This window comes from Chelatococcus sp. YT9, from assembly GCF_018398315.1.
GTDB lineage: Bacteria > Pseudomonadota > Alphaproteobacteria > Rhizobiales > Beijerinckiaceae > Chelatococcus.
In genome coordinates this window covers 1,902,585-1,928,916 of sequence record NZ_JAHBRW010000002.1, presented here as the reverse complement: position 1 = coordinate 1,928,916, position 26,332 = coordinate 1,902,585, and the positions used below count along the sequence as shown (strand labels likewise).

Genomic DNA, 26,332 nt, shown 5'->3' with positions numbered 1-26,332 from the left:
GGGGAGGCCGGCCAACCGCGAAATGACTGTGGCGACTATTACGACCGTTAGGCTTGTTTTACAGCGCTAGGATCCTTGACGTCCGAGAATGCCTCGAGCGTCTTACGGAATTCAGAGAACGCCGGCGTTGAGTAGCCGGGGCGGCAAGCCAGATAGGTGTCGACCGTCATGAGCGTTTGCTCTTCCACAGGTCCAAGGTGGCGCATGAGCTCCACAACACTACGGGGCATGATGCTGATGCAGGAGCCCGCAGCGGTGCAGGCGAACATTGCATGGTATGATTTCACCTCATGGACCCGGAGCGGCTCGTTGTGTGAACCAACGCCCGTCAACCATTCCTCCGCCAGCATGCGGTATGTGCAGCCCGGAGCAAAGGCAGCCAGGGCCTTCGGCTTGAGCTCATGGGCATGACGGACTTGCGGATGACCCGGTGGTAGAAGGAGCGTCAATTCCTCCTGAAAAACCGGAACCTTGTCCAGAGCGTCCGGTGCGAGCCACCATTCTCCTGCTGGCACGGCTATGAGGGCGCAATCGATGTGATGCGCCAATAGCGCCTCGATGAGTTGCCGGGTCGGCGCCGTCGAAAGATCGATCGTCACCTGAGGCCATCGTTTATTGTAGCTCGCGAGCGGTAAGGGCAGTCGGCTTGCGACCGTACTCTCCATCGAGCCGACACGTAATGTGCCAGTCGGCACCGTTGGATTGACGACCTGTTGCGCCTCTTCCGCAAGGTTCAGAATGCGGGCAGCATAATCGAGATACGTCTCCCCCTCCTTTGTCAGCATCATGCGCTTCTGATCACGTCGGAACAGCGGCACGCCGATTTCAGTCTCGAGCTGCTGTATGCGCGTCGTGACATTCGATGGCACGCGCCCGAGCAGTTCGGCAGCTCGGGTGACACTTTGTTCCCGAGCAACGGTCCGAAATACCGCCAGTGCCGCGAGGTTCACCCCAAAATTCTCCATTGCGGAATGTTTGATAATAGGTATTCTTATTTCGAGAATAAAATCAAGCCGGATGTCGATGGGGACGAAGGTTCAGTCCCGATTTGAAAGGCTCTGTCCGGCGCGAGCACGGCATGACAGTACTCCTTGCGCTTGATTGGTAGTCACCAGGAGTGCTGGAGGCTGCCGCGCCTGGCTGGCAAGGCGGGGACTGGGAGCGCCAAGTTTTCGCTCCGTCGCGTCGGCCTCGATCGTCTGGCCCCGCGATGACGTATTGGCTTTTCAAGGGAGAAGGAAATGCTGGACAAGCTCGGAGTGTCATTGCCGATCGTTCAGGCGCCGATGGCAGGAGTTTCGACACCCGCTCTGGCTGCAGCGGTGTCGAATGCCGGAGGGCTTGGTTCCATCGGCATCGGTGCCACGGATGCTGCTGGCGCCAGCAGGATGATCGAGGAACTGCGTGGCAGGACCGAGCGCGCGTTCAACGTCAATGTCTTCGTGCATGGCGCAGCGATAGCCGATCCCGCCCGTGAGGCGGCCTGGCTCGAGTGGTTAGCCCCGCTTTTTGCCGAGTTCGATGCCAAAGTACCCGCGACGCTGCATACGATCTATAAGAGCTTCGCAGACGATGCGGACATGCTGGCGCTGTTGCTGGCGACGAAGCCAGCGGTTGTCAGCCTGCATTTTGGTTTGCCGCCGTCTGAGACGATTGCTGCCCTGAAGTCGGCGGGGATCACGCTTTTCGCAACGGCTACCAGCCTCGATGAAGCGCGCAAGATCGAGGCTGCTGGCATCGATGCTATTGTGGCGCAGGGGATTGAGGCAGGGGGGCATCGCGGCATGTTCGATCCCAAAGCGCCGGACGATGGTTTGGGCACCTTTGCCCTGACACGGCAGCTCGTGCGACACACCAATGTGCCCGTTATTGCTGCCGGCGGCATCATGGATGGCGCGGGCATCGCCGCCGCGCTTGATCTCGGGGCTGTCGCGGCCCAGCTCGGCACTGCGTTCGTGCCTTGCCCAGAGTCCGCAGCCGATGAAGGTTATCGTAAAGCTCTGATCGGCGAAGGGGCGTATCATACCCGCCTCACACACCTCATCTCAGGCCGGCCGGCGCGGGCCTTGGCTAACCGCTTCACGGCTTTGCACGAGCTTACGTCAGGGCGGCATCCGCCCGACTATCCCATCGCCTATGACGCCGGAAAGGCCTTGCACGCAGCAGCCAAGGCAAAAGGGGAGCACGGCTTCGGTGCGCACTGGGCCGGGCAAGGCGCGCCGCTCGCGCGGACCCTCCGTGCTGCTGAACTTGTCGCGACACTCGCACGGGAGCTCGCCGATGTACGAAAGGCCCACGTTCCAGCGGGGTTGGGCTGAAGTGAAAATCCAAACCGGCGTGCGGAGCAATCCGCTTCGCTCGCTCGGTTATAAAGTGCAATGGTCGACAAGTATAAGTTATGTTCGCGCAATAAGTGGGTTGATGCTGCGGGTACTCTGATATCAACCTATGCTGAATTGTAATTTTTCAGCTGCAAACTGGCCGCCTCGCGCAGGAAACCGACGTCTGAACCAATCGCCACGAAGTCCGCGCCTGCTGCGGTATAAAGCTTAAGCAGCTCGGGATCGGACGTCAGAATCCCGGCCGGCTTGCCTGCCGCCTTGATGCGCCGCAAAGCGTCGCACACCGCCACTCGCACGGCCTCATGTCCAGGCTGACCGAGATAGCCGAGATCCGCCGCGAGATCGGCGGGGCCGATGAAGAGCCCGTCCACGCCTTCGATCGCCGCGATGTCCTCGATGGCGGCTACACCGCGGGCGGATTCGATCTGCGTCAACAGGCAGATCTCGTCATTCGCGGTTTTGAGGTAATCTCCGATGTCGCCGAAGCCCGAGGCGCGCGCCAATGCCGCGCCCACACCACGAACCCCGTGGGGAGGATAGCGCACCGCTGCCACGAGATCGCGCGCCTGGGCCGCGCTTTCCACCATCGGAATGAGAAAGGTTCGTGCACCGCCGTCAAGCAGCTGCTTGAGCATCCATGTCTCGCCGATCGGCGGCCGGATCACCGCCTCTACCGGATAAGGCGCTATGGCCTGCATCTGCGCGACCGCCGAACGCAGATCATTCGGCGCGTGCTCCAGATCGATCACTAGCCAGTCATAGCCGACACGCGCCACCAGCTCGGCGCTCAGCGCATTGCCGAGCGCTAGCCAAAGGCCTGTCTGGCGCAGTCGCGCGACCAATGCTGCCTTGAAGGGGTTTGCGGGAGCGGGCATTCAAACCTCTCAGGCAAAATGGCAGGCAATGGTGCCGAGCGGGCCATAGTCGGCATTGATCGTCGAGCCGGGCGGACACTCGACCGGGCGGACAAACGAGCCGCTCAGCACGATCTGTCCGGCTTCAAGCCTGTGACCGTTGGTGGCCAGCCGGTCGGCGAGCCAGGCGATGCCCTTGGCAGGGTGATTGAGCACACCGGCACCAAGACCCGTTTCTTCCACTACTGCGTTTCGTGAGACGATCGCTCCTGCCCAGCGCAGATCGAGATCCCCTGGGCGTATGGGACGCCCGCCGAGCAGGTATCCGGCATTGGCCGCGTTGTCGGCAATCGTGTCGCAGACGTTTCGAAGCGTCCCGGTCGCGGGATCACGGCGCTGGATGCGTGTGTCGAGGATCTCAAGCACCGGCACGACATGGTCGGTGGCGTCCAAGACCTCATGCACGCTCGCGCCTACGCCCGGATCCCGCTTCATCACGAAGGCGAGCTCGGCCTCCACGCGCGGCTGGATAAAGCGCCCGACGGGAATGGTGGCGCCATCGTCAAACCGCATGCTGGCCAGCAGGTACCCTGAATCCGGTATGTCGATGGCGAGGGCTTGCTGCATCGCGCGGGAGGTGAGGCCGATCTTCCAGCCAACGTGGCGATCCCCCTCCGCGCATTTGGCAGCGACGAATGCATCCTGGATGCGGTAAGCATCCGCCATCTCCATCTGGGGATGGCGCAGGCTCAGCAGGGTGATCTGGCGCCGCTCCTTCTCGGCGTTCACCAGATCCATCGCAGCCGTTGAAATGTCGCTCTCGCTTAGCATGGGAGGTCTCTGTTTAAACGGCCTCACGCAGCACGCGGTTTTCGAGGGTGCCGATCCCCGAAACGCTGACCCGGACGACATCGCCATCCACCAGGTAGCGCGGCGGATCAAAGCGCGCGCCCGAGCCTGTCGGGGTGCCGGTGACGATGATGTCTCCGGGCAGGAGCGCGGTGAAGGCGGAGATATAGCTGATGAGATAGTCGAGCGGGAAGAGCATACGGCCCGCCACATCGTCCTGGCGAAGCTCGTCGTTGACAAACGCGGAGAGGCGCAATTCCTTGAGCTCACCCGCGTCGCCCACGGGGACCACCCAGGGACCGATGCTACCCGACTTCTCGAAGTTCTTGCCCTGGGTCACGTTGAACTTCGCGTGGCGCATCCAGTCGCGGACGCTGCCCTCGTTGCAGATGCTGACGCCGAAGATATGCGAGAGCGCGTTCTCGCTCGCGATGCGGCGGCCAGCCTTGCCGATGACGACAACGATCTCGCCCTCATAGTCGAACTGCGGTGATTCCGGTGGCAACATCAATGGCTCGCCGTGACCAGTGAAAGATCCGCGAGTGCGCAAGAACATACTTGGATATTTCGGGGTTTCCGATCCGTCCTTATACTCGGCGTTGCGGTCCGGATAGTTCACACCGATGCAGATGATCTTGTCGGCATCGGGGACAGGGATCCGATAGCGGATTTCGTTGCGCGCGAAGTCGACCGGCGCTTCTGTGGCGACGCGCCGGGCAGCTTGAAGCCCCTCCGGGGCCGCAATGAGCGCGCGCATGGAGGAAAAGCTTGTCCGCGCGCCGAGGTCCGCGATTCCGCGCGCGTGTTCCACGCCGAAGCTTTCGTGATTGCCGGCGGTAAAGCTGAGAAGTTTCATAGCTAAGGTCCTGAGAAAGGCGGAGAAGGTGAGGAGCCGACCGTTCCGGGGGGCTATTCAGGCTTCCTGCTCAAGATGAGGCTTGGAGCGGCGCACGGCTGGAAGCACCAGAAGCGCGAGCATCACCGCCGAGGCGAGCAGGAAACCCGCGCTGATCGGGCTCTCGATGAAGATCCGGGGGTCACCGTGGGAAATCAGGAGCGCGCGGCGCAGATTTTCTTCCAGCATCGGTCCAAGTACGAGACCAAGGATGAAGGGCGCCAGCGAGAAGCCGAGCTGCAGAACGACGTACCCGAAGATACCGAAGCCGGCACCGAGCAGCACGTCCATCGGCTCGTTCGACAGCGTGTAGATGCCGAGGCACGAGAGGATGAGAATCATCGGGAATAGCCAGGAGTAGGGAACCTTCAGCAGCACGATCCACAGCCGGATCAGCGGCAGATTGAGGATCACCAGCATCAGATTGCCGACCCACATGCTGGCGACGAGGCCCCAGAACAGCGACGGCCGCTCGGTGATGATATTGGGGCCGGGCGTGATGCCGTGGATCATCAGCGCGCCCAGCATCAGTGCCATGGTGGCGCTTCCGGGAACGCCGAGGGTCAGCGTCGGTATGAAGGTCGTCTGGGACGCGGCGTTATTCGCCGATTCAGGACCGGCGACACCTTCGATGGCGCCCTGGCCAAAACGGCTTGGATCCTTGGCGCAACGTTTTTCGAGGATGTAAGAGGCGAAGGAGCTGACGGTGGCGCCGATCCCCGGAAGAATGCCGCAGATCATGCCGACGCTGGTACCGCGCAGAATAGGCTTCACGGATTGACGCAGTTCCTCTGCCGTCGGCATCAGCGAGCCCACGGGGGCCACCTGACCGGGTGCCTCGTCCTTTGATGGGCGCAGTTCCCGGATGATCTCCGCGAAGGCGAAGGTGCCGACCGCCACGACAACGAAGTCGATCCCCTCCATCAGCGACGGCAGGCCGAACGTGAAGCGCATTGCGCCGGAATTCACATCCATGCCGACAAGCCCGATGAGAATGCCGAGCAGGGCCATCAGCAGGCCCTTCACCAAGGCGCCCTGCACGAGCACGGACGTCGCCACCAGGGCCATCACGATGAGTGATGCATATTCGGCTGGTCCGAAAGCGAGCGCGGCCCTGCCGAGCATCGGTGCGAAGAGGGCGATGCCGAAGGTGCCGATGCAGCCGGCCACAAAAGAGCCGATGGCGGCGATGGCGAGCGCTGCGCCTGCGCGGCCCTTGCGTGCCATCTGGTAGCCGTCGATACAGGTGACGACAGAGGAGGACTCCCCCGGCAAATTAACGAGGATGGCGGTGGATGAGCCACCATAGGAAGCGCCATAGTAGATGCCTGCCAGCATGATCATCGAGGCGACCGGCGTGAGCCCATAAGTCATGGGTAGCAGCATGGCGATCGTCACCAGCGGCCCGACCCCAGGCAACATGCCGATGAACGTGCCGAGCGTGACCCCGATCATGCAGTAGAGCAGGTTGTCGAGCGACAAGGCGACCTGGAAGCCGAGTATCAGACCGTCGAGCATGTCCGCCTCACAGAGAAATTGGGAGTTGGAGACCGATCTTGAAAATCAGAACGGTCATGCCGATTCCGACCACGATGAGGATGGGCAGGGCTCGGCTCGACCTATTGGGATCGGCAATCCAGGCGGCGATCACCAGGTAGGTCACGGCCACGACAAGTCCGAACTGAATGAGCAAGGCGAAGCCGACGATGGCCCCTGTGACGAGAAGGAGCGGGCGCCACGCGATCGTCACGCGCTCCTGGGTCTCGTTGCGCTGTAGAATACTCCGGCAGAACAGGAGGACGCCCAATCCCAGCAAAAGCGAGGAAACGATCATCGGTACGAAGCCCGGTCCCATGCTGAGCGCGGAGCCCGTCGGATAGTGACGCGCTATCATGAGCGCTGTCAGACCAATGGCGATGAACAAGATCCCGCCAATGCCGTCCTTGGTAATCGGCATGGACAAACTCCCTTCGGCGATACCGCGAGCGTGAGCTGGCGGGCGGCTTCAGGCCGCCGACCGCTTCTTGATGTGCTCGTGCAGATTGTTGAACTTGTAGTTGAGGTCTTCGCTCATCTCCTGGACCTCGAAGGCTACGGCGAGCGGCGCGCGCGCATTCAGCGGCTTGAGCAAGGTGCACACCCGCTCGAACACCGCATCAGCAGCGCGTTTTCGTGTGACGAGGTCGCGGCCGGCGCCAATCCGCAGGACGATGTGCACGAAGGCGTTGTCCGGGTGACGATCGCCAACGAGATAGTCGTCGATCACCTGGAAGCGCACGCGCACCCCGCCGAGGGGAAAAATCCCGGTTTCCAGCGCAGCTTCGTAAACGAGTTCCTTGAGCTGCCTGATTTCCGGCTCGTCGGCAATATTGGCTGAAACTTCGATCCATGCGTGAGGCACGGTGCAAACTCCTGATGAGACCTGAGGGAGAGGGAGCGCGCCGGCGCCCCCAAGCCTTATTCGGCAGGGATGCCTTCTTCCTTGATGAGTGCGGTCCAGCGCTTGATCTCTGCATCGATGAGCGCCTTGAACTCCTGAGGCGTCGAGCCCTTGGCTTCGACCCCGGCCTTCATGAGGCTCTCGCGCACGCTTTCCTGGGCGAGAGCCTTGGCGACGGCCTCGTTAAGCCGGCTAACCACAGCCGGGTCGGTGCCGGCGGGAGCCGCGACGCCATACCAGCCGGAGACATCAAACTCGGGATAGCCCAGCTCGGCGACGGTCGGCACGTCAGGCAGGGAGGGGATGCGCTCCGTGCTTGTCACCGCGAGTGGCACAAGCGCACCGGATTTGATGTGCGACAGAACGGAAACCGGGCTCGAGAGCATCACCCCGACCCGGCCTGCCAACAAGTCGGTCAGAGCCTGACCGGAGCCGGAATAAGGGATATGCGTCATTTTTATACCCACCGTCTTCTGGAACAGCAGAGAGGCGAGATGGGCGGCGGCCGCGCCACTGGCGTAGTTGATTTTGCCAGGAGCTTCCTTTGCCTTTGCCACCAGGGACTTGATATCCTTCACACCAAGGCTGGGATTGACCACGATCAGATACGGAGCCGCGGACAGTTGCGAGATCGGCGCGAAGTCCTTCACGGGATCGTAGTTCGTCGCCTTGTAAAGATTCGGATTGAGCGCGAGGGTCGCCTGCAGCACGAAGGTGATGGTCTGGCCATCGGGGGCAGACATAGCGCCAACCTTGGTTCCGGCGATACCCTGCGCGCCGGGACGGTTGTCGACGAGAACCGGCTGGCCGAGGTTCTTGGACATCTCCTCGGCGACGACGCGCGCCACGACGTCGGTGCCGCCGCCTGCGTTGAACGGCACGATGAAGCGCACGGGACCCTTCGGGAACGATTCCGCGCCGGCAATCCCCACCGCGCTAAGGCCGATAGCAGCGCTGAGGGCTGCACACTGCGCCGCCTTGACCAATAGCCTCATGTCTTCCTCCCTAGAATTTCGTTAGTGGATGCGCCGGCCCGCGTTGGAGCCGGCGGTGCTCACCGTCAGCCTTGCTTGGCGGCGAAGAGTTCGTCGATCTTGCGTTCATAGGCATGATAGTCGAGGTAGTCGTAGAGCTGCTCGCGCGTCTGCATCCGATCGAGAACGCCCTTCTGCGTTCCTTCGTGCCGGATGGTCTCATAGACATTGAGCGCAGCGGCATTCATCGCCCTCGCTGCCGACAGCGGGTAGAGCGCGGCTGACACATTGGCCTCGCGCAACTCTTGCGTCGTGAAATTCGGGGTCCTCGAAAACTCGGTGATGTTGGCGAGGACTGAATAGGGCTTGTTCAGGGCCTTGGCGAGTTGGCGGTATTGGTCGAGATCCGTGAAAGCTTCAGCGAAGATCATGTCCGCGCCTGCCTCGATGTAGGCGCAGGCGCGCTCGATGGCGCCGTCGAGACCCTCGATCGCAAGAGCATCAGTACGGGCGACGATGACGAAGTTTTCGTCATAGCGCGCGTCGACGGCGGCCTTGACGCGGTCGAGCATCTCATCCTTCGAGACGATCGCTTTACCCGGGCGATGACCGCAGCGCTTCAGCGCGACCTGATCTTCCATATGCATCGCGCCCGCACCATCCTTGATCAGGCCGCGCACGAGACGGGCGATCGAGTAGGCGCCGCCGAAGCCTGTGTCGACATCGACGAGCACAGGCAGGTCGCTCGCATCCGACACCTTACGCAGATCGGCGAGGACATCGTTGATGGTCGTGATTCCGAGATCCGGGAGGCCGTAACTGGCGTTGGCGACGCCGGCGCCAGCGAGATAGATCGCCTTGTACCCCACCCGCTTGGCCATCATGGCGGTATAGGCATTGATCGCGCCGACGATCTGAAGCGGTTGTTCCTCAACAAGTGCCTGGCGGAACCGGGCGCCCGCAGAGGTATTGACCGGGGTATGCATCAGCATCATAAACTCCATATTATGGATTGCTTGTTGCTTTCTTGCGGAAGATCACCATAATATGGGCAATCATGTCAATGGACATGGACGAATCTTATTTTTACTCCATAATGTGGAGCGGCGTATGGAGCAGGGGGCTCAATCCATCTACCGTGCTGTGGCGATCCTGAAGGAGCTTGCCAACCGGAACAGCCTTGGAAGCGGGATGACCGAGCTGTCAGAGGCCACAGGACTAACCGGGCCGACAGTTCATCGCATGTTGCGGGCGCTTGTCGATGTCGGGCTGGCCCGTCAGCGCTCATCGGACCGGCGATATGTGTTGGGACCACTCCTGCAGCAGCTCTGCATGCAGCTGGGACCGCCGCCGGATCTGGAAACTGTCGCGCGGGCTGCGACCGAGCGTCTTGCGGAACTCACCGGTGACACGGCGTTCTTCCTTCGGCGTACCGGAGCGGAGATGCTGTGTGTCAGTCGGACCTCTGGCTCTTTCCCGGTCAAGACCCTGCTCACAGAGGTCGGCACGCGCCGGCTACTCGGTCTTGGCGCCGGCGGCTTGGCAGTCCTTGCGCGCTTACCGAAGGACGAGGCGATGGCGCTTCTCGTCCGCAACAAGGCGGCTTATCGGGATGCCGGGCGCCCGGTTGAAATTCTCCTCGCCGAGATGGAGGAAACCGCCGCCTCGGGACATGCGATCAGGCGGCTCACTGAGCTTGGTGCAACAACGGTTGCCACGGCCTTGTGCGACGGAAGCGGCAGGCCCTTTGCCGCCCTCAGCATGAGTGCAATTTCCCAGCGCATGGCCGGCTCCCACCTGCAGGATGCCATCAGGCATCTGGACAAGATGCGCGAGGAACTCGAGGAAAGCCTGGTTTTTGCGAGGCACTCAGCGCCGGAGGGTATCAATCGCGTCGGCTAGAGTAAGTCTGTTCGTCGCGAACGTGCGGCGTCTGAGAGCTGGCTCTTGGCCGTGGCCGGCGAAGTCAGTCTGCCGGCTTGCTCTGTGCGCCGATCATCATGTTTGCGGAACCTTGCTCCTGCGCGTCATCGCCGGGCTGGAGCGGCGTGCCGCACAGCGCCTAAGGGACCGCAGCAAGATGTCCTGGAGACACTTCACGCAAGGGCGCGTCCATATCGTCGAGCACAGCGCCGATTGGAGATTTCATGAGCAGTTGCGTTTGCTGAGGATCTGGTATCGGAATGGCGGAAAGCAGTCGCCTGGTATAGGGATGACGAGCATTCTGAAATAGTTCATCAGCCGGTGCCAGCTCCACGACGCGGCCTTTACGTAGAACAGCGACACGATCGCAGAAATATTTCACCACTCTCAGGTCGTGCGAGATGAAGAGGTAAGAGAGATCTGTCTCATCTCGAAGATCCATGAGCAGATTGAGAATTTGCGCCTGGATCGACACGTCGAGCGCCGAAATCGGCTCGTCCGCGACGATAAATCGTGGATTGAGGCTGATTGCCCTCGCGATTGCGATACGCTGGCGCTGCCCTCCGGAAAATTCATGCGGATAGCGCCGGCCGACGGCCGGGTCGAGCCCAACTTTCCTTAGCAAGGTCGCGACGCGATCGCCACGCTCGCTGCCCCTGACGCCCTCATGGATATCGATTGGCTCGGCGATGAAGTCGCCAATCCGCATGCGCGGGTCGAGCGCGGCATAGGGGTCTTGAAACACGATCTGCATGCTGCGCCGGGCTTGCCGCAGATCCCGTCGGGAAAGCCCATTCATCTCCCTACCTTCGAAGCGCACGGACCCCGCCGTGGGCGGCGGCAACATCAGGACCGAACGCCCAATGGTGCTCTTGCCGCTGCCGGACTCGCCGACAAGGCCAAGAATTTCATTGGGATAGACGTCGAAATTGATGTCATGCAGGACGACGTTGCGGCTCGGCTTATCGAACAGCGAGCGGCGTTTCACGGGGTAGGATTTCTGAAGATTGCGGACACTGAGGAGCGCCTGTGTCGCATCCGGTGATGACATCATGGCGCGGCCCTCACGGCGTTGCGAAGGTCGTACCATGCCGCGGCCAGATGCGCGGGGCTGCCACCGGGAACCGGCGCCAGCGGCGGCATCTCCTGCCAGCAGCGCGGTGTGGCGTATGGATTTCGGGGTGCGAACGGATCACCGGGTGGCGGATCGCGGAGATCCGGTGGTGAGCCCTTGATCGTGTTGAGGCGCCGTTTGCCGACGGGCCCGACCGGCTGCAGGAGAGCTGCCTGCAGGAGGCCTGCCGTATAGGCATTCCGCGGATCGCGGAAAACCTCCTCGACGGGGCCGCGCTCCAGGACACGACCCGCATACATGACCTGCAGGGTGTCCGCCATGCCAGCGACCACGCCGAGGTCATGAGTGATCCAGATAACCGCCATATGCAGCTCGCGTTGAATTTCGGCCACCAGGGACACGATCTCGGCCTGGACTGTCACATCCAGCGCGGTAGTGGGCTCATCGGCGATCAGGAGACGTGGCTTGCAGGCCAGCGCGATGCCGATCATCACGCGCTGTCGCATGCCGCCGGATAATTCGTGCGGATACTGCGACATCCGGCGCTTCGGTTCCGTGATGCGCACCATATCGAGGATCTCGACGGCGCGATCGAACGCGGCCTGACCGCGCAATCCAAGATGCTCCTCGAGGCTTTCGGTCAGCTGCCGGCCGATTGTCAGCACGGGGTTGAGCGAGGTCATCGGATCCTGGAACACGAAACCAATGCCGCCGCCGCGAATAGCCCGCAACGCCGTCATGTCGAGTGTGAGAAGATCAGTCCCCTCGAACCTGACACGTCCCGAGACGCTCCGACCCGCATGGGACTTGACGAGGCGCAGCATGGACAAGGCGTGCACGCTCTTGCCGCTGCCGCTTTCTCCGACGATCCCAAGGGTCTCCCCCCGCTTTACGGAATAGGTCACGTCACTGACGGCGTGGACGGTGCCGACCGGCGTGTGGAACTTGACGGTCAGGCCCGAGACGTCGAGGATCGGAGTGTCGCCGGGAGTGCGGGCGGCAGGTGTTGCCGCGGAGGCGTTGGCCGCGTCGGTCAACAGGCTCATCAGCGGCCTCCCTTGAGCTTAGGGTCGTAGTAGTCGCGCAGCCAGTCGCCGACGAGGCTGACGCCCACGACCGTCAGCATGATTGCCATTCCGGGTACTGTCGCAAGCCACCAGGCGGTCGCCATGTACTGGCGGCCGTCGGCCAGCATGCGTCCCCAGCTAGGCGTTGGTGGCTGGACACCCAGGCCGAGGAAGTTCAGGGCGGATTCCATCAGGATGATACGTGCAAGTTCCAGCGTCGCGATGACGACGACAGGCGTCATGACATTGGGGAGCAGATGACGTCCCAGCATCCGTAGGGGGCCCGCGCCGGCGGCCTCGGCCGAGAGCACGAACTCGCGCCCACGCAGTGACAGGACCTCGCCACGGATGACGCGAGCGAAGCGCGTCCAGCCGGTCAAGGCGAGCACTGCGATCAGAGTGAGCGTTGATGGACCGACCACCGCCATCACCATGAGGGCAAGCAGCATGACGGGAAAGGCCATCTGGATATCGGAGAGGCGCATCACGACGCGATCGGTGAAGCCGCCGAGGTATCCCGCGACAAGGCCGAGCAGCACGCCGACGCCAGCGCTGATCAGCACGGCCGAAAAACTGACGAGCAGCGTCGCATGGCTGCCGAACAGCATCCGGCTGAGCACGTCGCGGCCGAGTTGGTCTGTGCCGAGAGGATGGCCACCCGGGCCAAACCACGTTGGCGCGATCAGCTTGCTCTTCAGATCCATTTTAACGGGGTTGTAGTCGGTCAGATAAGGCGCGAGCAATGCTGCCAAAACCACGCAGGCGATGATGACGAGCCCGAGTAGGCCACCCCAGTGCCGTGCCATGCCAGGGAGCCGCGAGCGGCGTGTCCGGGCTTGCGGAGGTGCGGCCGCGGCCGATGGCTGAGCGCTGGTGCTGAGTTCGCCCGAACCGACACTCATTGGGCCAAATTCCTTGTATACCGTGCGGGTGAAAGGCCGGAGCCAGGGCTTGCGCGATCAGACATGGCGGCTCTCATTGCGCGGTGAGCCGAATGCGGGGGTCGAGGGCCAGATACAGCAGGTCAACCGTGATGCTGACGATCACGAAGATCACCGCGAGCAGGACGACCCCGGCCTGGATGACGGGATAGTCGTTGATCTGGATGGCCTCGACGATTGCGAGCCCGACGCCCGGCCAGGCAAACACCGTCTCTGTGATGACGGCGCCGCCGAGAAGCTCGCCTGCGATGATGCCGACCATGGTGATCGTCGGGATCAGGGCGTTCCGCAGGGCATGGCGAAACAGGACAATCCGACCCTTCAAACCCTTTGATTCGGCGGTCCGCATGTAGTCTTCGTTCAGGACGTCGACGAGGCTCGATCGCAGGAGGCGGGCGACAGACGCCCCCGTGAACATGCTCAACGTGATGGCGGGGAGAATGAAATGCGAGAAGCCGCCGGTCCCGCCGGTCGGCAGCCATTGCAGCGATACGGCAAAGACGTCGATGAGGATGAGGCCGAGCCAGAATATCGGTGTCGCCTGCCCGATGAGGGCAAGCAGCATGATCAAGGTCGAGATGGGGCTGTCCCGGAAATAGGCCGCGAGTGTACCGAGTATGCCGCCAAGTACAACGCCGATGACCAACGCCGTCGTTGCAAGGCCCACCGTAGCGGGCATGCGTTCGAGGATGACCTGGAACGCCGGACGATAGTGGACGTAGGAGTTCCCGAAATTGCCGGTCAGGACCTGCCCAAGATAGGTCAGGTACTGCTGGAAGAGGGGCAGGTCGAGGCCGAGCTGCTCGCGGAACCGCAGGATGTCGGCTTGGCTGCTGCCGGGCGGCAGGAGCAGGGCCGCTGGATCGCCCAACATCCGTGTGACCAAGAAGACCACTGTGAGCACGCCGAACACGACGCCGACGCCCTCGAGGAGCCTCTGGGAAACATAACGGAGCATGTGGTCGATTCCGTCCTCATGTGGTCATCCCCCGGATCGGATGGTCGGATTGGATGAACGATGAAACCTGCGTACGAGCCTCGCAGAAAGCGGCTTGGGACCGCGCGGTCAAGCCCCGCGCGGCCTATTGGGAACGGCACGAAAGGTTTGGCAAACGCTCCGTCCCGTTGGCCTCGCCTGATCAGGGCTTCGCCGGCTCATATTCCCAGGCGCGCATCCAGTCATCGGGACGGGCCTTGCCCTTCACGCGGTTGGAGACAGCGTAAGTGGTGGGCTGATCATACATGAACAGCACCGGAGGGTTCTCGCACATCGAGGCCGTGGCCTTCTTGTACAGGTCCTTGCGCTTCTCGACGTCCATTTCCACGCGCGCCTGATCCATCAGGGCGACGAACTCGTCGTTCTCGTAGTAGGCGTCAGGGAAGCCGGGCAGGAGAGCAGTGAGCGCGCCGTCCGCATCCAGCGTCGGCCACGCCGTGCCCATATAGCCGAGGTTGGCCATGCCGCCAGCCTGCAGCTTCGAGAAGTAGCTCGAGAACTCCATCTCGATGATGTTGACCTTGATGCCGATCTCGCCCAGCTGTGCGGCGACGGCCTGCGAAATGTCCTCGGCACCGAGGAAGCGGCCGCGCGGCACTTCGAAATTGATGGTCAGCCCGTTGGGATATCCAGCCTCCGAGAGGAGCTTCTTGGCCTTCGCCGGATCATAGGGATAAGGCTTGAGGTCCTCGTTGTAGCCGAAATAGAGCGAGTTCAGGATCTGGCAGTTGCTGGTCGCGCCCTGACCGCCCCACACGGCTTCGCGGATCGCGTCCTTGTCAACGGCATAATTGATGGCCTGGCGCAGCTTGTTGTTGTCCTTGAACGGCGCCTTCAGGCTATCGAATTTGATGATGATGGAACGGTTGCTCGGGAAGGAACCGGCTGTCGCGCGGCCGCTCTTGTTGATGCGATCGACTTCCTCGGTCGGGATGATGGTGATGACATCCACCTCACCGGCCAGCAATGCCGAGATACGGCTGGCGGGCTCCGGGATGATGCGGAATGTCACGTCCTCGAAAGGCGGCTTTTTACCCCAGTAGTCATCCTTTGCCTTGAGGACGATGCGATCGCCGGCCTTATACTCGACCATCTTGTAAGGACCGGTCCCCTCGGCCTGGTAAGCCGGATCATGGGTCTTCGCCCAGGTAGGGGACATAATGTAGAACATCGTGAGCTGGGCCGGGAGGGCGGGGAAGGGCTTCTCGGTGATGATGTCGAACGTGTTCGGCCCGACTTCCTTGATCTCCTTGATCAGAGAATAGCGCACGGCGTTGATCGCGCGCGTTTCAGGGGCGCGCATGCGTTCAAGGTTCCAGCGGATCACTTCCGGGGTCACCAACTCGCCGTTGGGGAAACGGACATTCGGGCGAAGTTCAAAGCGCCAGGTGTGGTCGTCGATCGGCTTCCAGGAAGTGGCCAGGCCAGGTGAGAGCTTGGAATCGCGGTCCATGACGATCAGCGAATCGTAGATATGGCTCGCGAGCGAGAGATTGAGCGCTACCGCCGTAGCCGGATGCGGGTCAATGCTGGCGAAGTTTCCAGGCATGACCATTTTGATCTCTGCCGCATGAGCGGCGGCAATGGCTGCGCTGGAAGCGGCGAAAGCAAGAACGGCGGTACGCGCAACACGTCGTAGCACCTGCTTGAATGATTGGCCAGGTATTGTATTACGCATGATCGACTCCCTTGACAGCGAGGTTTTCCCCATTGGAATTCCGTTTTGGATCAGAGGTTATCTGTATAATATAATCGCGAAGATTAAATCGATTTCGATCCATATTTTTCTATCGTCATATTTTCAAGACACATATACGGAAGAACCTTCCTGTGCGGATTTGAGCATTGCATCGACAAGACTTTGTACCCCAATCGATCTTGCGCCACTCGTAAGCGGTTCCCGGTTATTTTCCATCGCATCCAGCATGTCGCTGATGATCCGGATGTGTGGAAGGATGTCCTCGGCTGGTGGGAGATCGGCTTCTCGCGCGTGGATGGATTGGCCATCATGGAAACGAGCGGATAGCTCGCCCCGCGTGAGAATGGCCGTGCCGGCTGTTCCGATCAGCTCAATACGCTCCGGCGTGCCCGGAAAAGCGGCCGTGGTCGCCTGGATGGTCCCCAACGTACCAGTCTCCCAGCGCAAGGCAGCGACAGCGATGTCTTCGGTGTCGATGGCCCTCATCGGGCTTGTTGCGCAGTAAGCCGAAACCTCGAAGGGTATGCCGGCCAGCTGGACGAGCTGGTCGAGCGTGTGGATGCCTTGGTTGAGCAGGACGCCTCCACCATCATGGGCTTTCTGGCCGCGCCCTTTTTCCGCATAATATGCGGCCGAACGCCACCATGGTACGTAGGCCGAGGCGGCAATCAGGGTGCCGAGGCGCTTCTCTTTGATGATGCTCTCAAGGTGCCTGTAGGTGTCGCGAAACCTGTTCTGGAAACATACGGCGAGGCGAACCCCCAAATTATGGCAGAGAGCCACGAGCGCTTTTGCACGTTCAGCCGTCACGTCAGCGGGCTTTTCGAGCAAAATAGCCTTCCCCGCGCGAGCGCAGCGTTCGACAACATCGAGATGCGACAGCGGCGGGGTCAGCACGAAAACAAGATCAATTCTCCTGTCCTCGAGAATGGCAGCGACATCGTCGACTACCGGCAGCCCATACGTAGCCGCAAAGGCATCGCGCCGCGCCGTGGTGGGGCTCCAGGCGGCGGCGACATGGACGCGGTCACGCAGGCTGCTCAGCGCCGCCACGTGCCGTCTAACCGCCATTCCCAAGCCTATGATGCCGACATGATGCATGGATCTGAGTAATTCGCGCTAAGGAGCTAGCTATTTCGGGTCGTAAATGCAGTAGAGCTTCCACATTCCACCGGTCTTCCAATCGCACACGGTGGATTTGGGGAGGAAGAACGTGTCGCCCTCGGAGAAAGACGCATGTTCACCTTCGGCATTCGTGAAGTTCACTGCGCCGCCCAGCAGGTACATGAACTCATGCTTCGGGAAGGGAACGATCATGCGATGGTAGGCTGTGCTGCGCCACACGCCGACGGACCACTGCCCCGTCTCATCAACGAAGATGGGATGGGACTCCTGTTGCGGGACCTCACCGAGGAGGAGGTTTGCGGCCGGCGCGGCGCTCGGGCGCATGTCCATGATGCTGCGCGGCTTGATGGTGATGGCGCCGCGCGTCCCACCGGCCGCAGGGGCCTGCGGTGTGAAGCGGACCGAGTAGAAGGCGGTGTTGTCGGTCTGACGCCAGTTCACGGGCGTGCCCGCGGGCAGGATGACCGCTTCGCCCGTGTCGACCGGCGCGGCTTGCCCGTCGACGCCGGTGAGTGTTGCGCGTCCGCTGACGATGAGGCGAAGTTCATGGAACGGCTGGTCGATGGCAGCCGCGAATGCACCGGCCCATTCGGATGTCGCCACGCTGAGCACGCTCGTCTCGTCGCGAAAGAGTTCATGGGTAAGGGCGCGGCCTTGGCTGGTCGCGGGAAGCGAGGAAGCGTGCAGGAGCGCTCCCGGCGCGCCGAGCTCCGCAAGGCTCCGATTGAGCTTGATGATGCCAGTGATCATGTCGGCAGAGTTTCTTCCATGGGATCTGGGGTTCGGATGGCTGCATTCAGACAGTCTGCAGGCCGTCCTCAATGTCTTGTTCGATCAGAGCGCGGGACCGTTCTTCCGGCGGGCCATAGCCCGCCCCGCCGGGGAAGCCGACTTCAAGGAAGTCGCCCGGAAGAAGGGTGAAGGAGCCCTTCGAGGGAAGATTGAAGACCTCGTCGCCGCGAATGACCCGGCAGAAGCCGGGCTGGCCTGGCTGGCCACCGTCCAGCCCCTGTGCGCTGAGCACGTAGTGGTCGGAATAAATCCCGAATCCGACGCCTTCCTTAAGGATCTCGAACCTGCGGCTGAACCCTGCGCCCCCGCGAAATCGGCCTGCGCCGAAGGAGTCAGGCTCGAGCTTGTAACTGCGAATACGGAAGAAATCGAACCCGGCGTCGATGGCTTCGATGGGCGTGTTGGCGCAATTCGACATGGCTGCGTCGATCGCGTCACAGCCATCCTGCCGGCTGGTCGCGCCAAATCCGCCGCCGAGCGGTTCGATGAAGATCGACACCTTGTCGCCGCTGCGATGGGTGAGGCAGAAGGCTGTCGTCGTATCAGCGCCGCCGGCGATCACCGCATCGGGCGCGACTTGCGCCAGCGCCTTCATGACGGCTGACCAGGCGCGGTTCGCCGACATCGTGCGGGCACGCACCGCCGCTGGCGGGTGGGGGTTCAGAATGCTCCCGTAAGGCGCCTTGATCTCGAAGACGCGCGTGACGCCATCGTTGAGCGGGATGTCCGGGCTGGTCAGCACGGCCTTGACGCAGCAGACGGCCGAGGAGATTGTTGAGGAAATCGGGCAGTTGATGTTGCCTTCCACCTGTTCGGCCGTTCCTTCGAAATCGACCGACAGGGCATCGCCTGTCACTGTGAGTTTGGCGCGGATGAGCAGGGGTGCGCCGCCAGGGTAGGAATCGTCCAGCCAGTCCTCGCCGACATAGACACCATCCGGCACATCCTTGATGGCCGCCCGGATGCGCCGCTCGGAGTAGTTCATGAGCTCGTCCATCGCCTCCATGACGACGGCCGCGCCGTATTTGGCACAAAGCTGCTGCAGACGCAGGCTGCCGATAGCATTGGCGGCAAACTGGGCGTTGAGGTCGCCGAGTGTCTGGTCCGGCGCGCGGAAATTGGCCGCCAGCAGGCGCTGAAAACTGCCCCCATGCCAGTCACGCTTCAGGTTGTAGCGCGTTGGCGGTATGCGAACGCCTTCCTGATACACTTCCTTGGCGGCCATGTTGAGGCCGAGTTCAGCGCCACCAATATCGACGTGATGAGCGACCGAGGCGGTGAAGCCGACAATCTCACCCTCGAAGAACACGGGCGTGAAAATGAAGATGTCCTGGAGATGCTGCCCCCCGTGATAGGGATCGTTGTTGATGAGGAAGTCACCTTCCTCCAGCGTCTCGATGGGATAAAGCTGGAGACAGGGCTCCAGCACGGCGCCCATGGAGCCGAGGTGCATCGGAATTAATTCCGATTGCGCGACAACCCGGCCCTTGCGATCGATGATCCCGGTTGAGCCATCCTTCGCCTCGCGAAGGATCGTCGAGTAGCCCGCACGAATGAGCTTTCCGCCCATTTCCCTGGCTGCGGCGACGAAGGCCTGGCTGAGGACGGCGTAGTCGGTGGGGTCGATAGCCATCAGTTGTCCCTCGACATGATCAGGTTATCCGCGGAGTCGAGTTTGACGGCCCAGCCTTCCGGAACGAATGTGGTCGACGTACTTCCCGAAATGATCAGCGGGCCTCTCAGCTCACCATCGCGCAGCTGGGCGCCGCCGATATGTCGGCAGTCGTGCCATGCCCGTTCCGAGAAGAGTGGAAAGATACCTTCGGCGCCCTTGTCGGAGGGCTTGAAGCGCAAGCGCGGCATGGCCTCGGCCGCCACCGTGGCCACCGCGCGGAAGGCGACGATCTCGACGGGCCGGTCGGCGTCGGCGCCGTGATTGTAGACCTTCTGATGCGTGTCCGAGAAGGCATCCAGCAAGGCTGCGCGGTCGAGCCCCTTGAGGTCACTGTCGATCTCGACCTGAACCTCAAAGGCTTGGCCGACGAAGCGCATGTCGAGGATATAGGAAAAGGCGATCTCGCCCTTGAGCTCCATCGTCTTGAAATCCGCCGTCAACGCGGCACGCAGCTCATCCAGTACGGCGCGACCAGCTGTTTCGGCCTCGGCGAGCGGCATCTTGCGGGTTGCGCTGGCAAATTTGATGTAGTCCGATGCGAGGAGACCGTAGGCTGAGAGCACGCCGGGATTGGGCGCGATGACGACCGTTCGGATGCCGAGCTCGTCGGCGATGCTGGCGGCATGCAGCGGCCCTCCGCCTCCGAAGGGTACCAGCACGAAATCGCGCGGGTCATGGCCACGCTCGGTCGAGACGAGCTGGATGGCGCGAACAATATTGGCGTTCACAAGCTTGATGGCGCTGTCCGCGAGGCCCTCGATGCTGGTGCCGAAGCGAGCGGCGACTGGAGCCAACGCTGCTTTCGCGGCCTCGATGTCGAGCTTCATGCGCCCACCCAGGAACGATTCCGGCCGCACCGCCCCGCAGATGACCTGCGCGTCCGTGATCGTCGGCACGGTTCCGCCATAGCCGTAGCAGGCGGGGCCGGGATCACCGCCAGCACTCTGCGGGCCGACCCGCAGCATGCCACCGTCGTCAATCCAGATGATGCTGCCACCGCCGCCACCCACCGTGACGATATCGAGAATGGGCGCTTGCACGGGCAGCCGGTCGATCGCGGTTTCATGCACCAGCGATGGTTTGCCGTCCTTGACAAGGCAGACATCGGCGCTTGTGCCCCCCATGTCGAAGGTGATCAGATTGCCATAGCCCGACTTCGCGACCTGTCGGGTCGCGCCGACCACGCCCGCGGCGGGGCCCGAAAACAGCGCCGTGATGGCATTCTCGCGCATGGCGGAAGCCGGCAAGCGTCCGCCGTTGGATTGCATCACCGTGAAACGGCCGTGGAAGCCTTCGTCGTCAAGGCGCTGCTCGACCCGCTTGAGGTAGCTGTCGATGACAGGCTGGACATAGGCCGACAAGGCTGTCGTGGACGCCCGCTCATATTCGCGGAACTCACGTGCCACCACTGAGGATCGCGTGATCAGGAGGCCCGGGAGAGCGTCCTGGAGATAGCTTGTCAGGGCGATTTCATGCGCGGGATTGGCGTAGGAATTGAGCAGGCAGAGCGCCACCGCCGCATAGTCGCCAGCCTTCAGCTGGGCGACCAGAGCTTCGCCCTCCTCGGCCAGCGCAAGCGTCTGCTCGACGGTGCCGTCAGCAAGGACACGCTCGGAGATCTCAAAGCAGTCCCTGCGGCGGACGACCGGGACGGCCTTCTGATAGGCAAGCTCGTAGATTGCGCTGCGGTCATGGCGCTGGAGCAGGAGGAGATCACGGAAGCCACGTGTCGTGACGAAAGCGATGCGAGCGCCCTTGCGCTCCAGAACCGCGTTCGTCGCGACGGTGGAGCCGTGGCCGAAATCCTCTATGTGGGAAAAGGTGAGCCCGGCTTGTTCAAGGGCGTTGAACACGCCCTTATCAGGAGATTTGGGCGTGCTCTGGACCTTGTGGACGATGATCTCGTCACCCTCGAAGGCAACGAGGTCCGTGAAGGTCCCTCCGACTTCGACACCCGTTCGTACACGTTGCACTGTACTTAAACCTCATCATAAACCGAGATATCAGCGGATAGTGGTCCACGCCGATCGGGCCTTGGCTCACAGGTGGCTTCGCCCTGTCGCCTCATCGATGCGGACGCTCGCGCAATCTCCAACGTAGACTTGGCTCAGGCGGCGGGGAGTTGACAAGGGCCGCTTTGGGGCCAAGTTGATGGTGCCACTTTGAAGGGCTGGGGGATGATTGAAAGGAAGGCGGAACGTGGGTAGTGCGCGTCATCGCAACGGCGGTGCTCTTGATCTGATGGTACCGCTTGATGCGAAATCAGAGGCGCCACTTTACCAACAGGTCTGCGAACGGTTGACCCAGATGGTGGCGGACGGCGTACTCAAGCCTGGGATGCGCCTGCCCTCGACGCGGGCCTTGTCGCAAAAGCTCGCTGTATCCCGAAATACCGTGTTGATGGCTTATGAACATCTGACGCTCGATGGCCTCCTGACCGCCGGGCGCGGATCTGGCACCTTCGTGTCGAGTGATGTTTCGGCTGTGTTGAGCCCTTCGCCCACCTCGGCATCGCCCGTTCACAAAAGTGGCACCGTCGCCGGTGCCTTGCCGGAGACGCCAAACCTGGATCGTTACCAGAGCCTCAACCAAGCGCTTCAGCTCTCCCTTCCCGCGAAGCCGTTTCGCTCCAATTTTCCGGCCATTGACGCCTTCCCGATTCGCCAATGGACCGAACTGACCATGCGCAATCTGCGCAACTTGCCCCATTCGGCCCAGCGTGAGTTGCTTGGCGAGGGCAGCGCCAGCGGCGATCCGGCTTTGCGCGAGGCGCTGGCGCGTCATCTCGGGCTGGCGCGTGGTGTGCAGTGCCGGGCGGACAATATCCTGATCTTCGCCGGCGCCGACCAGGCTCTCGACGTCGTGTTGCGCGTCGTCATCGGCAAGGAGGATCCCATTCTTTGCGAGGATCCCTGCTACAAGGGCACCTTTGCGTCACTCGCCACCCACTCCAACAAGGTCTATCCCGTTCGTGTCGATGCCCATGGCATGTGTGTCGAGGAAGCAATCGCGAGCCATCCCGACGCGCGAGCTGCTTATGTTTTCCCTTCGAACCAGTTTCCGTGCAGTGTTACACTCAGCATCGAGAGGCGGAGGAAGTTGATCGACTGGGCCAAGATGCGTCACGCATGGATTATCGAAGCGGACTACGATAGCGAGTTACGATATAGTGGGCGCCCGCTGCCTAGCCTGCATACTCTCGACGAGAATAATCTGGTTATTCATATCGGAACATTCGGGAAGGTGCTTTTCCCATCTCTGCGTCTGGGTTACGCCGTCGTGCCCGATGCGATCCTCGAGGCCTGCGTCGGCGCGCGCGCCGTGGCCGGCCGATACCCCATGTTCGATCAGCGCCTCACCAGCGATTTCATGAACAGCGGTTATTTTTCGCGGCATCTGGCTCGCATGCGCAAACTCTACGCGCCAAGGCAGACCGCGCTGCTCGATGCGCTCAACAAGCAGCTTGGCGAACGCATTACCGTCGCGCCGGTAGAAACCGGTATGCAAGTGGCTGCCTGGCTTAAGGGGGCGGAAGACGACGTGGTCCTGTCCCAGATCGCCGCGGCCCAAGGCTTGGAAGCCAACGCGATATCGAGCTACGCCATCGAGACGCCAATTCAGAGTGGCTTGGTGCTGGGCTTCGCCGCGTTCTCGGAGGAGGAAATCCGCACTGCCGTACTCGCGTTGAAACAGGCCTTCGCTATTTACGACGGGCGCCATCCTCACCCCTCCAAGTGACCGATCATCCACAAGTCCGCGCCAATCCTCGGCGCACGGGTGATTTGACTGCGCCTGCCGTTCCACGTCATCGCGAGTAAGCGAACCGATGCACTTTTGGGCGGGATTGCCCTTAGGGATGTGCATTCCCCTCCGTCCAGGCTTCTGCGGCAAAGGCTTCGAGCCAGCTGGGTTTCCCGCTGCCGATCACACGTGATACCGGTTACTCACTTTGATGTTCACGCTGATATGCAGGGCAGCAAAATGACCGATGGACCATCTGAACATCTAGGCCGCCGTGATTTCATGATGGCTTCAGTCGCGGCGGTCGGTGCTGTCGCGGGCATGGGAGTGGGCGCGGCGCAGGCGCAAGCCCCCGCACCATCTGGGGGGGGCACCCAGCGGCAATACCGGCACAGTCTTTACCGGCGACGTCATCGACGGCAAACGTGTGATCAGTGCGCTCGACGTTTCTGACCTCGCCCCCGGCAAGCACAGCTTCTACTTCCAGGGTGTGCAGATGCCGACGGGTCAGCATTGGTATGTGTCGGTGATGGTGGCGAAGGGGGCTGCTCCGGGCAAGCGCGTGGGTCTGATCAGCGGTGTTCATGGCGATGAGATGAGCCCGGTTCACACCTTGCAGACCGTGATGAGCCAGCTCGATCCTGGGCAAATGTCCGGTACGGTAATTGCCGTGTTCGACGTTTCGCGACCGGCTATTGAGGCGATGGAGCGACGCTGGCCGAATTCCGGGCGAGGCATCGACCTCATCGATATCAACCGGCTCTTCCCGGGAGACGAGGACGCGCCGGACGCTCCCACCCGCCATGCCGGCCTTGTCTTCAACAGGCTGCTGCGTGCGAACCTCGACTACGGGATCGATTTCCACACATCGGCCACAGGCATGGACATGACCGCGTTTCATCTGGCCAGGATGGACCTGCCCGAGGTGAAGGCGATGGCCGAACTCTATCCAATCGAGCAGATCTTCGACAACGCGGCCGAGCCCGGCCTCCTCGCCAATGCGTTGATCGCTGCGGGCATTCCGGCCTTCACGCCAGAGATCGGCCGGCCGCGCATCTTTGACCTCGATATGATCGCACTGTTCGTCGAGGGGACGATGAACGTTCTCAAGCATCACCGCATCATTGCCGGCCCGATAGGCCGCACTGGAGAAGATTCGAAGGTCTTCGTCGCCGACGGCATGCTGGCGATCATCGCGTCCCATGGCGGTTTCGTCGAACTGCTGGTGAAGCTCAACGATGCGGTCGAAGCGGGACAGAAGGTTGCAATCCAACGCAATACCTTCGGCGAGGTCGTTGCAGAATATAGGGCTCCGCGGGGCGGCCGGGTTGGTGCGCGCCGCACGGACGCTACGGCCGAGCCGGGTATCCCGATCGTGTTCATGATCTTCGACAGCGCCGAACCAGTCGGCGGTGACACGATCATCGAATAGGCGAGATCGGTACCGTGCCGATCACCAGTTGGGAGTGAGACAATGCAGCGGTTCGGCCAGAAATACGGTCATCTCGTCCATGGCGCCGGATGTGCCTGTCACAACCCCGATTTGCGAAAAGCTTCTCAGCGCCTCGATATGCTTTCGAGGCGCGGTCTTCTCGGCGCGGCCGCGGCCACGGCGGCTGCGAGTGTGTTGCCCCGCACCACCCTTGCGCAAACGCCCGGTCAGATCCTCCTTCGCGAGGCACGCCTGTTCGACAGCGTTTCAGGAACGGTCAGGGACGGCGTCCAGATCTTGGTCGAGGGTAACCGAATCGCGTCGATCGATTTCACCAATGCGCCCGCACCCAAAGATGCCACCATCATCGCGTGCCGCAACGGCGTTGTCATTCCCGGTCTGATAGACGCGCATTGGCATGCGATCTTCGCCGCGGTGCCGCTGAACATCTTGCTCAATGGTGATCCAGGCATCATTTACGCGATCTCGACTGCTGAGGCAGAACGTACCCTGATGCGCGGATTCACGACGGTTCGTGATCTTGGCGGGCCGGTGTTCTCGTTCAAGCAGGCAATCGACGCAGGCCTCATTCCGGGGCCGCGTATTTTTCCGTCCGGGGCAATGATCACCACCTCCGGCGGACACAGCGATCTGCGACTACCCAGCGAGATTCCGCGCGATGGCGGCCAGTTGAGCAAAGGCGAATTGACGGGCGGATCCGCGATCGTCGACGGCATCGATGATCTGAAAATGCGCGTGCGCGAGCAGCTTCTCCAGGGTGCCTCGCAAGTCAAGCTGGTAGGCGGTGGCGGGGTGTCCTCGCCTCGCAGTCCGCTCGACATGATCACCTTCAGCGAAGCAGAGCTCCGCGCGGCGGTCGATGTCGCCATGGACTGGAACACCTATGTGGCGGTGCACGCCTACACGCCGCGCGCTATTCAGCGTGCTCTGGCTGCGGGCGTCATGTCGATCGAGCATGCCCATTTGATGGATGAGGCGACGGCGCGCCTGATTGCGGAAAAGGGCGCGTGGCTTAGCACGCAGCCCTTCCTCACCATGGCGGACGCCGCCTCACAGACCGGGCCAGGCGTGGAGCGCGCTCAGCAGCTCTTCGCGGGCACGCCGCGCATCTATGAATTCGCGCGCCGCCTTGGCATCAAGACCGCCTGGGGTTCCGATGTGTTGTTCTCCCCGGAACTGGGGCCGCGTCAGAACGTGATGCTCACCCATCTCGCCAACTGGTATAGCAACGCCGAAGCCCTGCAGATGGCCACCTCCGGCAATGCCGCGCTCCTGTCGCTGTCCAACCTTCGCAATCCCTATCCTGGGAAGCTCGGTATCGTCACAGAAGGCGCGTTGGCAGATTTGCTCGTGGTGGCAGGCAACCCGGTCGACGACATCCGGTTGCTTGAGGATCCGCAGAGGAATTTTATGGCCATCATGAAGGACGGCCGGTTCCACAAGAACCTGCTGTGAAGCCGGAACGGGAAGCCTGTCGCATGATGCGTCTC

The 26,332-nt window shown here is 61.9% G+C and carries 23 protein-coding genes; 5 read left to right on the top strand and 18 right to left on the bottom strand.

From position 1 onward, the window contains the following. Positions 1–47 precede the first annotated feature (47 nt). A complete protein-coding gene (locus tag KIO76_RS28705) occupies positions 48–950 on the bottom strand; it encodes a LysR family transcriptional regulator (protein ID WP_213326967.1) in 903 nt (300 codons plus the stop codon). Between the two features lie 291 nt (positions 951–1,241). Between KIO76_RS28705 and KIO76_RS28700 the strand changes: the two genes are divergently transcribed. Continuing rightward, on the top strand, positions 1,242–2,318 hold the full coding sequence (locus KIO76_RS28700) for an NAD(P)H-dependent flavin oxidoreductase (protein WP_213326966.1): 1,077 nt from the start codon (positions 1,242–1,244) through the stop codon (positions 2,316–2,318). Between the two features lie 128 nt (positions 2,319–2,446). Here KIO76_RS28700 and KIO76_RS28695 read toward each other — a convergent pair whose 3' ends face one another. From KIO76_RS28695 to prpB, 8 genes are all read right to left on the bottom strand, one after another. Next, the gene (locus tag KIO76_RS28695; RefSeq protein ID WP_213326965.1) at positions 2,447–3,217 is read right to left on the bottom strand and encodes an HpcH/HpaI aldolase family protein; all 771 of its coding nucleotides are present in this window, start codon (positions 3,215–3,217) and stop codon (positions 2,447–2,449) included. 9 nt (positions 3,218–3,226) lie between these two features. Then, entirely contained in the window at positions 3,227–4,027 is an 801-nt protein-coding gene (gene hpaH / locus KIO76_RS28690) for a 2-oxo-hept-4-ene-1,7-dioate hydratase (RefSeq protein ID WP_213326964.1), read from the bottom strand. A 13-nt stretch (positions 4,028–4,040) separates the two neighbouring features. After that, positions 4,041–4,901 (bottom strand): fumarylacetoacetate hydrolase family protein, encoded by an 861-nt coding sequence (locus KIO76_RS28685; protein WP_213326963.1) that lies wholly within the window; start codon positions 4,899–4,901, stop codon positions 4,041–4,043. Between the two features lie 57 nt (positions 4,902–4,958). Next, the gene (locus KIO76_RS28680; protein ID WP_213326962.1) at positions 4,959–6,458 is read right to left on the bottom strand and encodes a tripartite tricarboxylate transporter permease; all 1,500 of its coding nucleotides are present in this window, start codon (positions 6,456–6,458) and stop codon (positions 4,959–4,961) included. A gap of 7 nt (positions 6,459–6,465) precedes the next feature. Continuing rightward, the gene (locus tag KIO76_RS28675) at positions 6,466–6,897 is read right to left on the bottom strand and encodes a tripartite tricarboxylate transporter TctB family protein (protein ID WP_213326961.1); all 432 of its coding nucleotides are present in this window, start codon (positions 6,895–6,897) and stop codon (positions 6,466–6,468) included. A gap of 48 nt (positions 6,898–6,945) precedes the next feature. Next, positions 6,946–7,341 (bottom strand): 5-carboxymethyl-2-hydroxymuconate isomerase, encoded by a 396-nt coding sequence (locus KIO76_RS28670; protein WP_213326960.1) that lies wholly within the window; start codon positions 7,339–7,341, stop codon positions 6,946–6,948. A 56-nt stretch (positions 7,342–7,397) separates the two neighbouring features. After that, the gene (locus KIO76_RS28665) at positions 7,398–8,375 is read right to left on the bottom strand and encodes a Bug family tripartite tricarboxylate transporter substrate binding protein (RefSeq protein ID WP_213326959.1); all 978 of its coding nucleotides are present in this window, start codon (positions 8,373–8,375) and stop codon (positions 7,398–7,400) included. Positions 8,376–8,440: 65 nt separating this feature from the next. After that, entirely contained in the window at positions 8,441–9,346 is a 906-nt protein-coding gene (gene prpB / locus KIO76_RS28660; RefSeq protein ID WP_249730072.1) for a methylisocitrate lyase, read from the bottom strand. Positions 9,347–9,464: 118 nt separating this feature from the next. Here prpB and KIO76_RS28655 point away from each other — a divergent pair, with 118 nt between their 5' ends. Next, complete coding sequence (locus tag KIO76_RS28655; protein ID WP_213326958.1) at positions 9,465–10,256, top strand: IclR family transcriptional regulator; 792 nt, start codon at positions 9,465–9,467, stop codon at positions 10,254–10,256. Positions 10,257–10,416: 160 nt separating this feature from the next. Here KIO76_RS28655 and KIO76_RS28650 read toward each other — a convergent pair whose 3' ends face one another. The 9 genes from KIO76_RS28650 to KIO76_RS28610 all read right to left on the bottom strand — a co-directional run bounded on the left by KIO76_RS28650 (position 10,417) and on the right by KIO76_RS28610 (position 21,621). After that, a complete protein-coding gene (locus KIO76_RS28650) occupies positions 10,417–11,331 on the bottom strand; it encodes an ABC transporter ATP-binding protein (RefSeq protein WP_349629436.1) in 915 nt (304 codons plus the stop codon). Then, positions 11,328–12,398 carry an ABC transporter ATP-binding protein gene (locus tag KIO76_RS28645; protein WP_213326957.1) on the bottom strand — a complete coding sequence of 357 codons (1,071 nt, stop codon included), beginning with the start codon at positions 12,396–12,398 and terminating at the stop codon, positions 11,328–11,330. Before KIO76_RS28645 ends, KIO76_RS28650 begins: the two co-directional genes overlap by 4 nt. Further along, positions 12,398–13,321, bottom strand: coding sequence for an ABC transporter permease (locus KIO76_RS28640; protein ID WP_249730071.1), 924 nt, complete (start codon positions 13,319–13,321; stop codon positions 12,398–12,400). Before KIO76_RS28640 ends, KIO76_RS28645 begins: the two co-directional genes overlap by 1 nt. A 73-nt stretch (positions 13,322–13,394) precedes the next feature. Further along, positions 13,395–14,318, bottom strand: a complete 924-nt coding sequence (locus KIO76_RS28635) for an ABC transporter permease (RefSeq protein WP_213326956.1) — start codon at positions 14,316–14,318, stop codon at positions 13,395–13,397. A 181-nt stretch (positions 14,319–14,499) separates the two neighbouring features. Further along, positions 14,500–16,035 (bottom strand): ABC transporter substrate-binding protein, encoded by a 1,536-nt coding sequence (locus KIO76_RS28630; protein ID WP_213326955.1) that lies wholly within the window; start codon positions 16,033–16,035, stop codon positions 14,500–14,502. Between the two features lie 123 nt (positions 16,036–16,158). Further along, positions 16,159–17,157 (bottom strand): Gfo/Idh/MocA family protein, encoded by a 999-nt coding sequence (locus KIO76_RS28625; RefSeq protein ID WP_283771534.1) that lies wholly within the window; start codon positions 17,155–17,157, stop codon positions 16,159–16,161. A gap of 30 nt (positions 17,158–17,187) precedes the next feature. Beyond that, positions 17,188–17,931, bottom strand: coding sequence for a cupin domain-containing protein (locus KIO76_RS28620; protein WP_213326953.1), 744 nt, complete (start codon positions 17,929–17,931; stop codon positions 17,188–17,190). Between the two features lie 46 nt (positions 17,932–17,977). Further along, positions 17,978–19,606, bottom strand: a complete 1,629-nt coding sequence (locus KIO76_RS28615; RefSeq protein ID WP_213326952.1) for a hydantoinase B/oxoprolinase family protein — start codon at positions 19,604–19,606, stop codon at positions 17,978–17,980. Beyond that, positions 19,606–21,621, bottom strand: a complete 2,016-nt coding sequence (locus KIO76_RS28610; protein WP_213326951.1) for a hydantoinase/oxoprolinase family protein — start codon at positions 21,619–21,621, stop codon at positions 19,606–19,608. Before KIO76_RS28610 ends, KIO76_RS28615 begins: the two co-directional genes overlap by 1 nt. 226 nt (positions 21,622–21,847) lie before the next feature. Here KIO76_RS28610 and pdxR point away from each other — a divergent pair, with 226 nt between their 5' ends. From pdxR to KIO76_RS28595, 3 genes are all read left to right on the top strand, one after another. Next, positions 21,848–23,386 carry a MocR-like pyridoxine biosynthesis transcription factor PdxR gene (pdxR, locus tag KIO76_RS28605; protein ID WP_213326950.1) on the top strand — a complete coding sequence of 513 codons (1,539 nt, stop codon included), beginning with the start codon at positions 21,848–21,850 and terminating at the stop codon, positions 23,384–23,386. 310 nt (positions 23,387–23,696) lie between these two features. After that, entirely contained in the window at positions 23,697–24,821 is a 1,125-nt protein-coding gene (locus tag KIO76_RS28600; RefSeq protein ID WP_213326949.1) for a M14 family metallopeptidase, read from the top strand. Between the two features lie 42 nt (positions 24,822–24,863). After that, on the top strand, positions 24,864–26,297 hold the full coding sequence (locus KIO76_RS28595; protein ID WP_213326948.1) for a metal-dependent hydrolase family protein: 1,434 nt from the start codon (positions 24,864–24,866) through the stop codon (positions 26,295–26,297). Positions 26,298–26,332: the final 35 nt, after the last annotated feature.

Bases quoted from the DNA above. Each gene is read 5' to 3' on its own strand.
- KIO76_RS28700 (WP_213326966.1), top strand. From the start codon at position 1,242: ATGCTGGACAAGCTCGGAGTGTCATTGCCGATCGTTCAGGCGCCGATG.
- KIO76_RS28695 (WP_213326965.1), bottom strand. From the start codon at position 3,217: ATGCCCGCTCCCGCAAACCCCTTCAAGGCAGCATTGGTCGCGCGACTG.
- hpaH (WP_213326964.1), bottom strand. From the start codon at position 4,027: ATGCTAAGCGAGAGCGACATTTCAACGGCTGCGATGGATCTGGTGAAC.
- KIO76_RS28685 (WP_213326963.1), bottom strand. From the start codon at position 4,901: ATGAAACTTCTCAGCTTTACCGCCGGCAATCACGAAAGCTTCGGCGTG.
- KIO76_RS28680 (WP_213326962.1), bottom strand. From the start codon at position 6,458: ATGCTCGACGGTCTGATACTCGGCTTCCAGGTCGCCTTGTCGCTCGAC.
- KIO76_RS28675 (WP_213326961.1), bottom strand. From the start codon at position 6,897: ATGCCGATTACCAAGGACGGCATTGGCGGGATCTTGTTCATCGCCATT.
- KIO76_RS28665 (WP_213326959.1), bottom strand. From the start codon at position 8,375: ATGAGGCTATTGGTCAAGGCGGCGCAGTGTGCAGCCCTCAGCGCTGCT.
- prpB (WP_249730072.1), bottom strand. From the start codon at position 9,346: ATGCTGATGCATACCCCGGTCAATACCTCTGCGGGCGCCCGGTTCCGC.
- KIO76_RS28655 (WP_213326958.1), top strand. From the start codon at position 9,465: ATGGAGCAGGGGGCTCAATCCATCTACCGTGCTGTGGCGATCCTGAAG.
- KIO76_RS28650 (WP_349629436.1), bottom strand. From the start codon at position 11,331: ATGATGTCATCACCGGATGCGACACAGGCGCTCCTCAGTGTCCGCAAT.
- KIO76_RS28645 (WP_213326957.1), bottom strand. From the start codon at position 12,398: ATGAGCCTGTTGACCGACGCGGCCAACGCCTCCGCGGCAACACCTGCC.
- KIO76_RS28640 (WP_249730071.1), bottom strand. From the start codon at position 13,321: ATGAGTGTCGGTTCGGGCGAACTCAGCACCAGCGCTCAGCCATCGGCC.
- KIO76_RS28635 (WP_213326956.1), bottom strand. From the start codon at position 14,318: ATGCTCCGTTATGTTTCCCAGAGGCTCCTCGAGGGCGTCGGCGTCGTG.
- KIO76_RS28630 (WP_213326955.1), bottom strand. From the start codon at position 16,035: ATGCGTAATACAATACCTGGCCAATCATTCAAGCAGGTGCTACGACGT.
- KIO76_RS28625 (WP_283771534.1), bottom strand. From the start codon at position 17,157: ATGCATCATGTCGGCATCATAGGCTTGGGAATGGCGGTTAGACGGCAC.
- KIO76_RS28620 (WP_213326953.1), bottom strand. From the start codon at position 17,931: ATGATCACTGGCATCATCAAGCTCAATCGGAGCCTTGCGGAGCTCGGC.
- KIO76_RS28615 (WP_213326952.1), bottom strand. From the start codon at position 19,606: ATGGCTATCGACCCCACCGACTACGCCGTCCTCAGCCAGGCCTTCGTC.
- KIO76_RS28595 (WP_213326948.1), top strand. From the start codon at position 24,864: ATGCAGCGGTTCGGCCAGAAATACGGTCATCTCGTCCATGGCGCCGGA.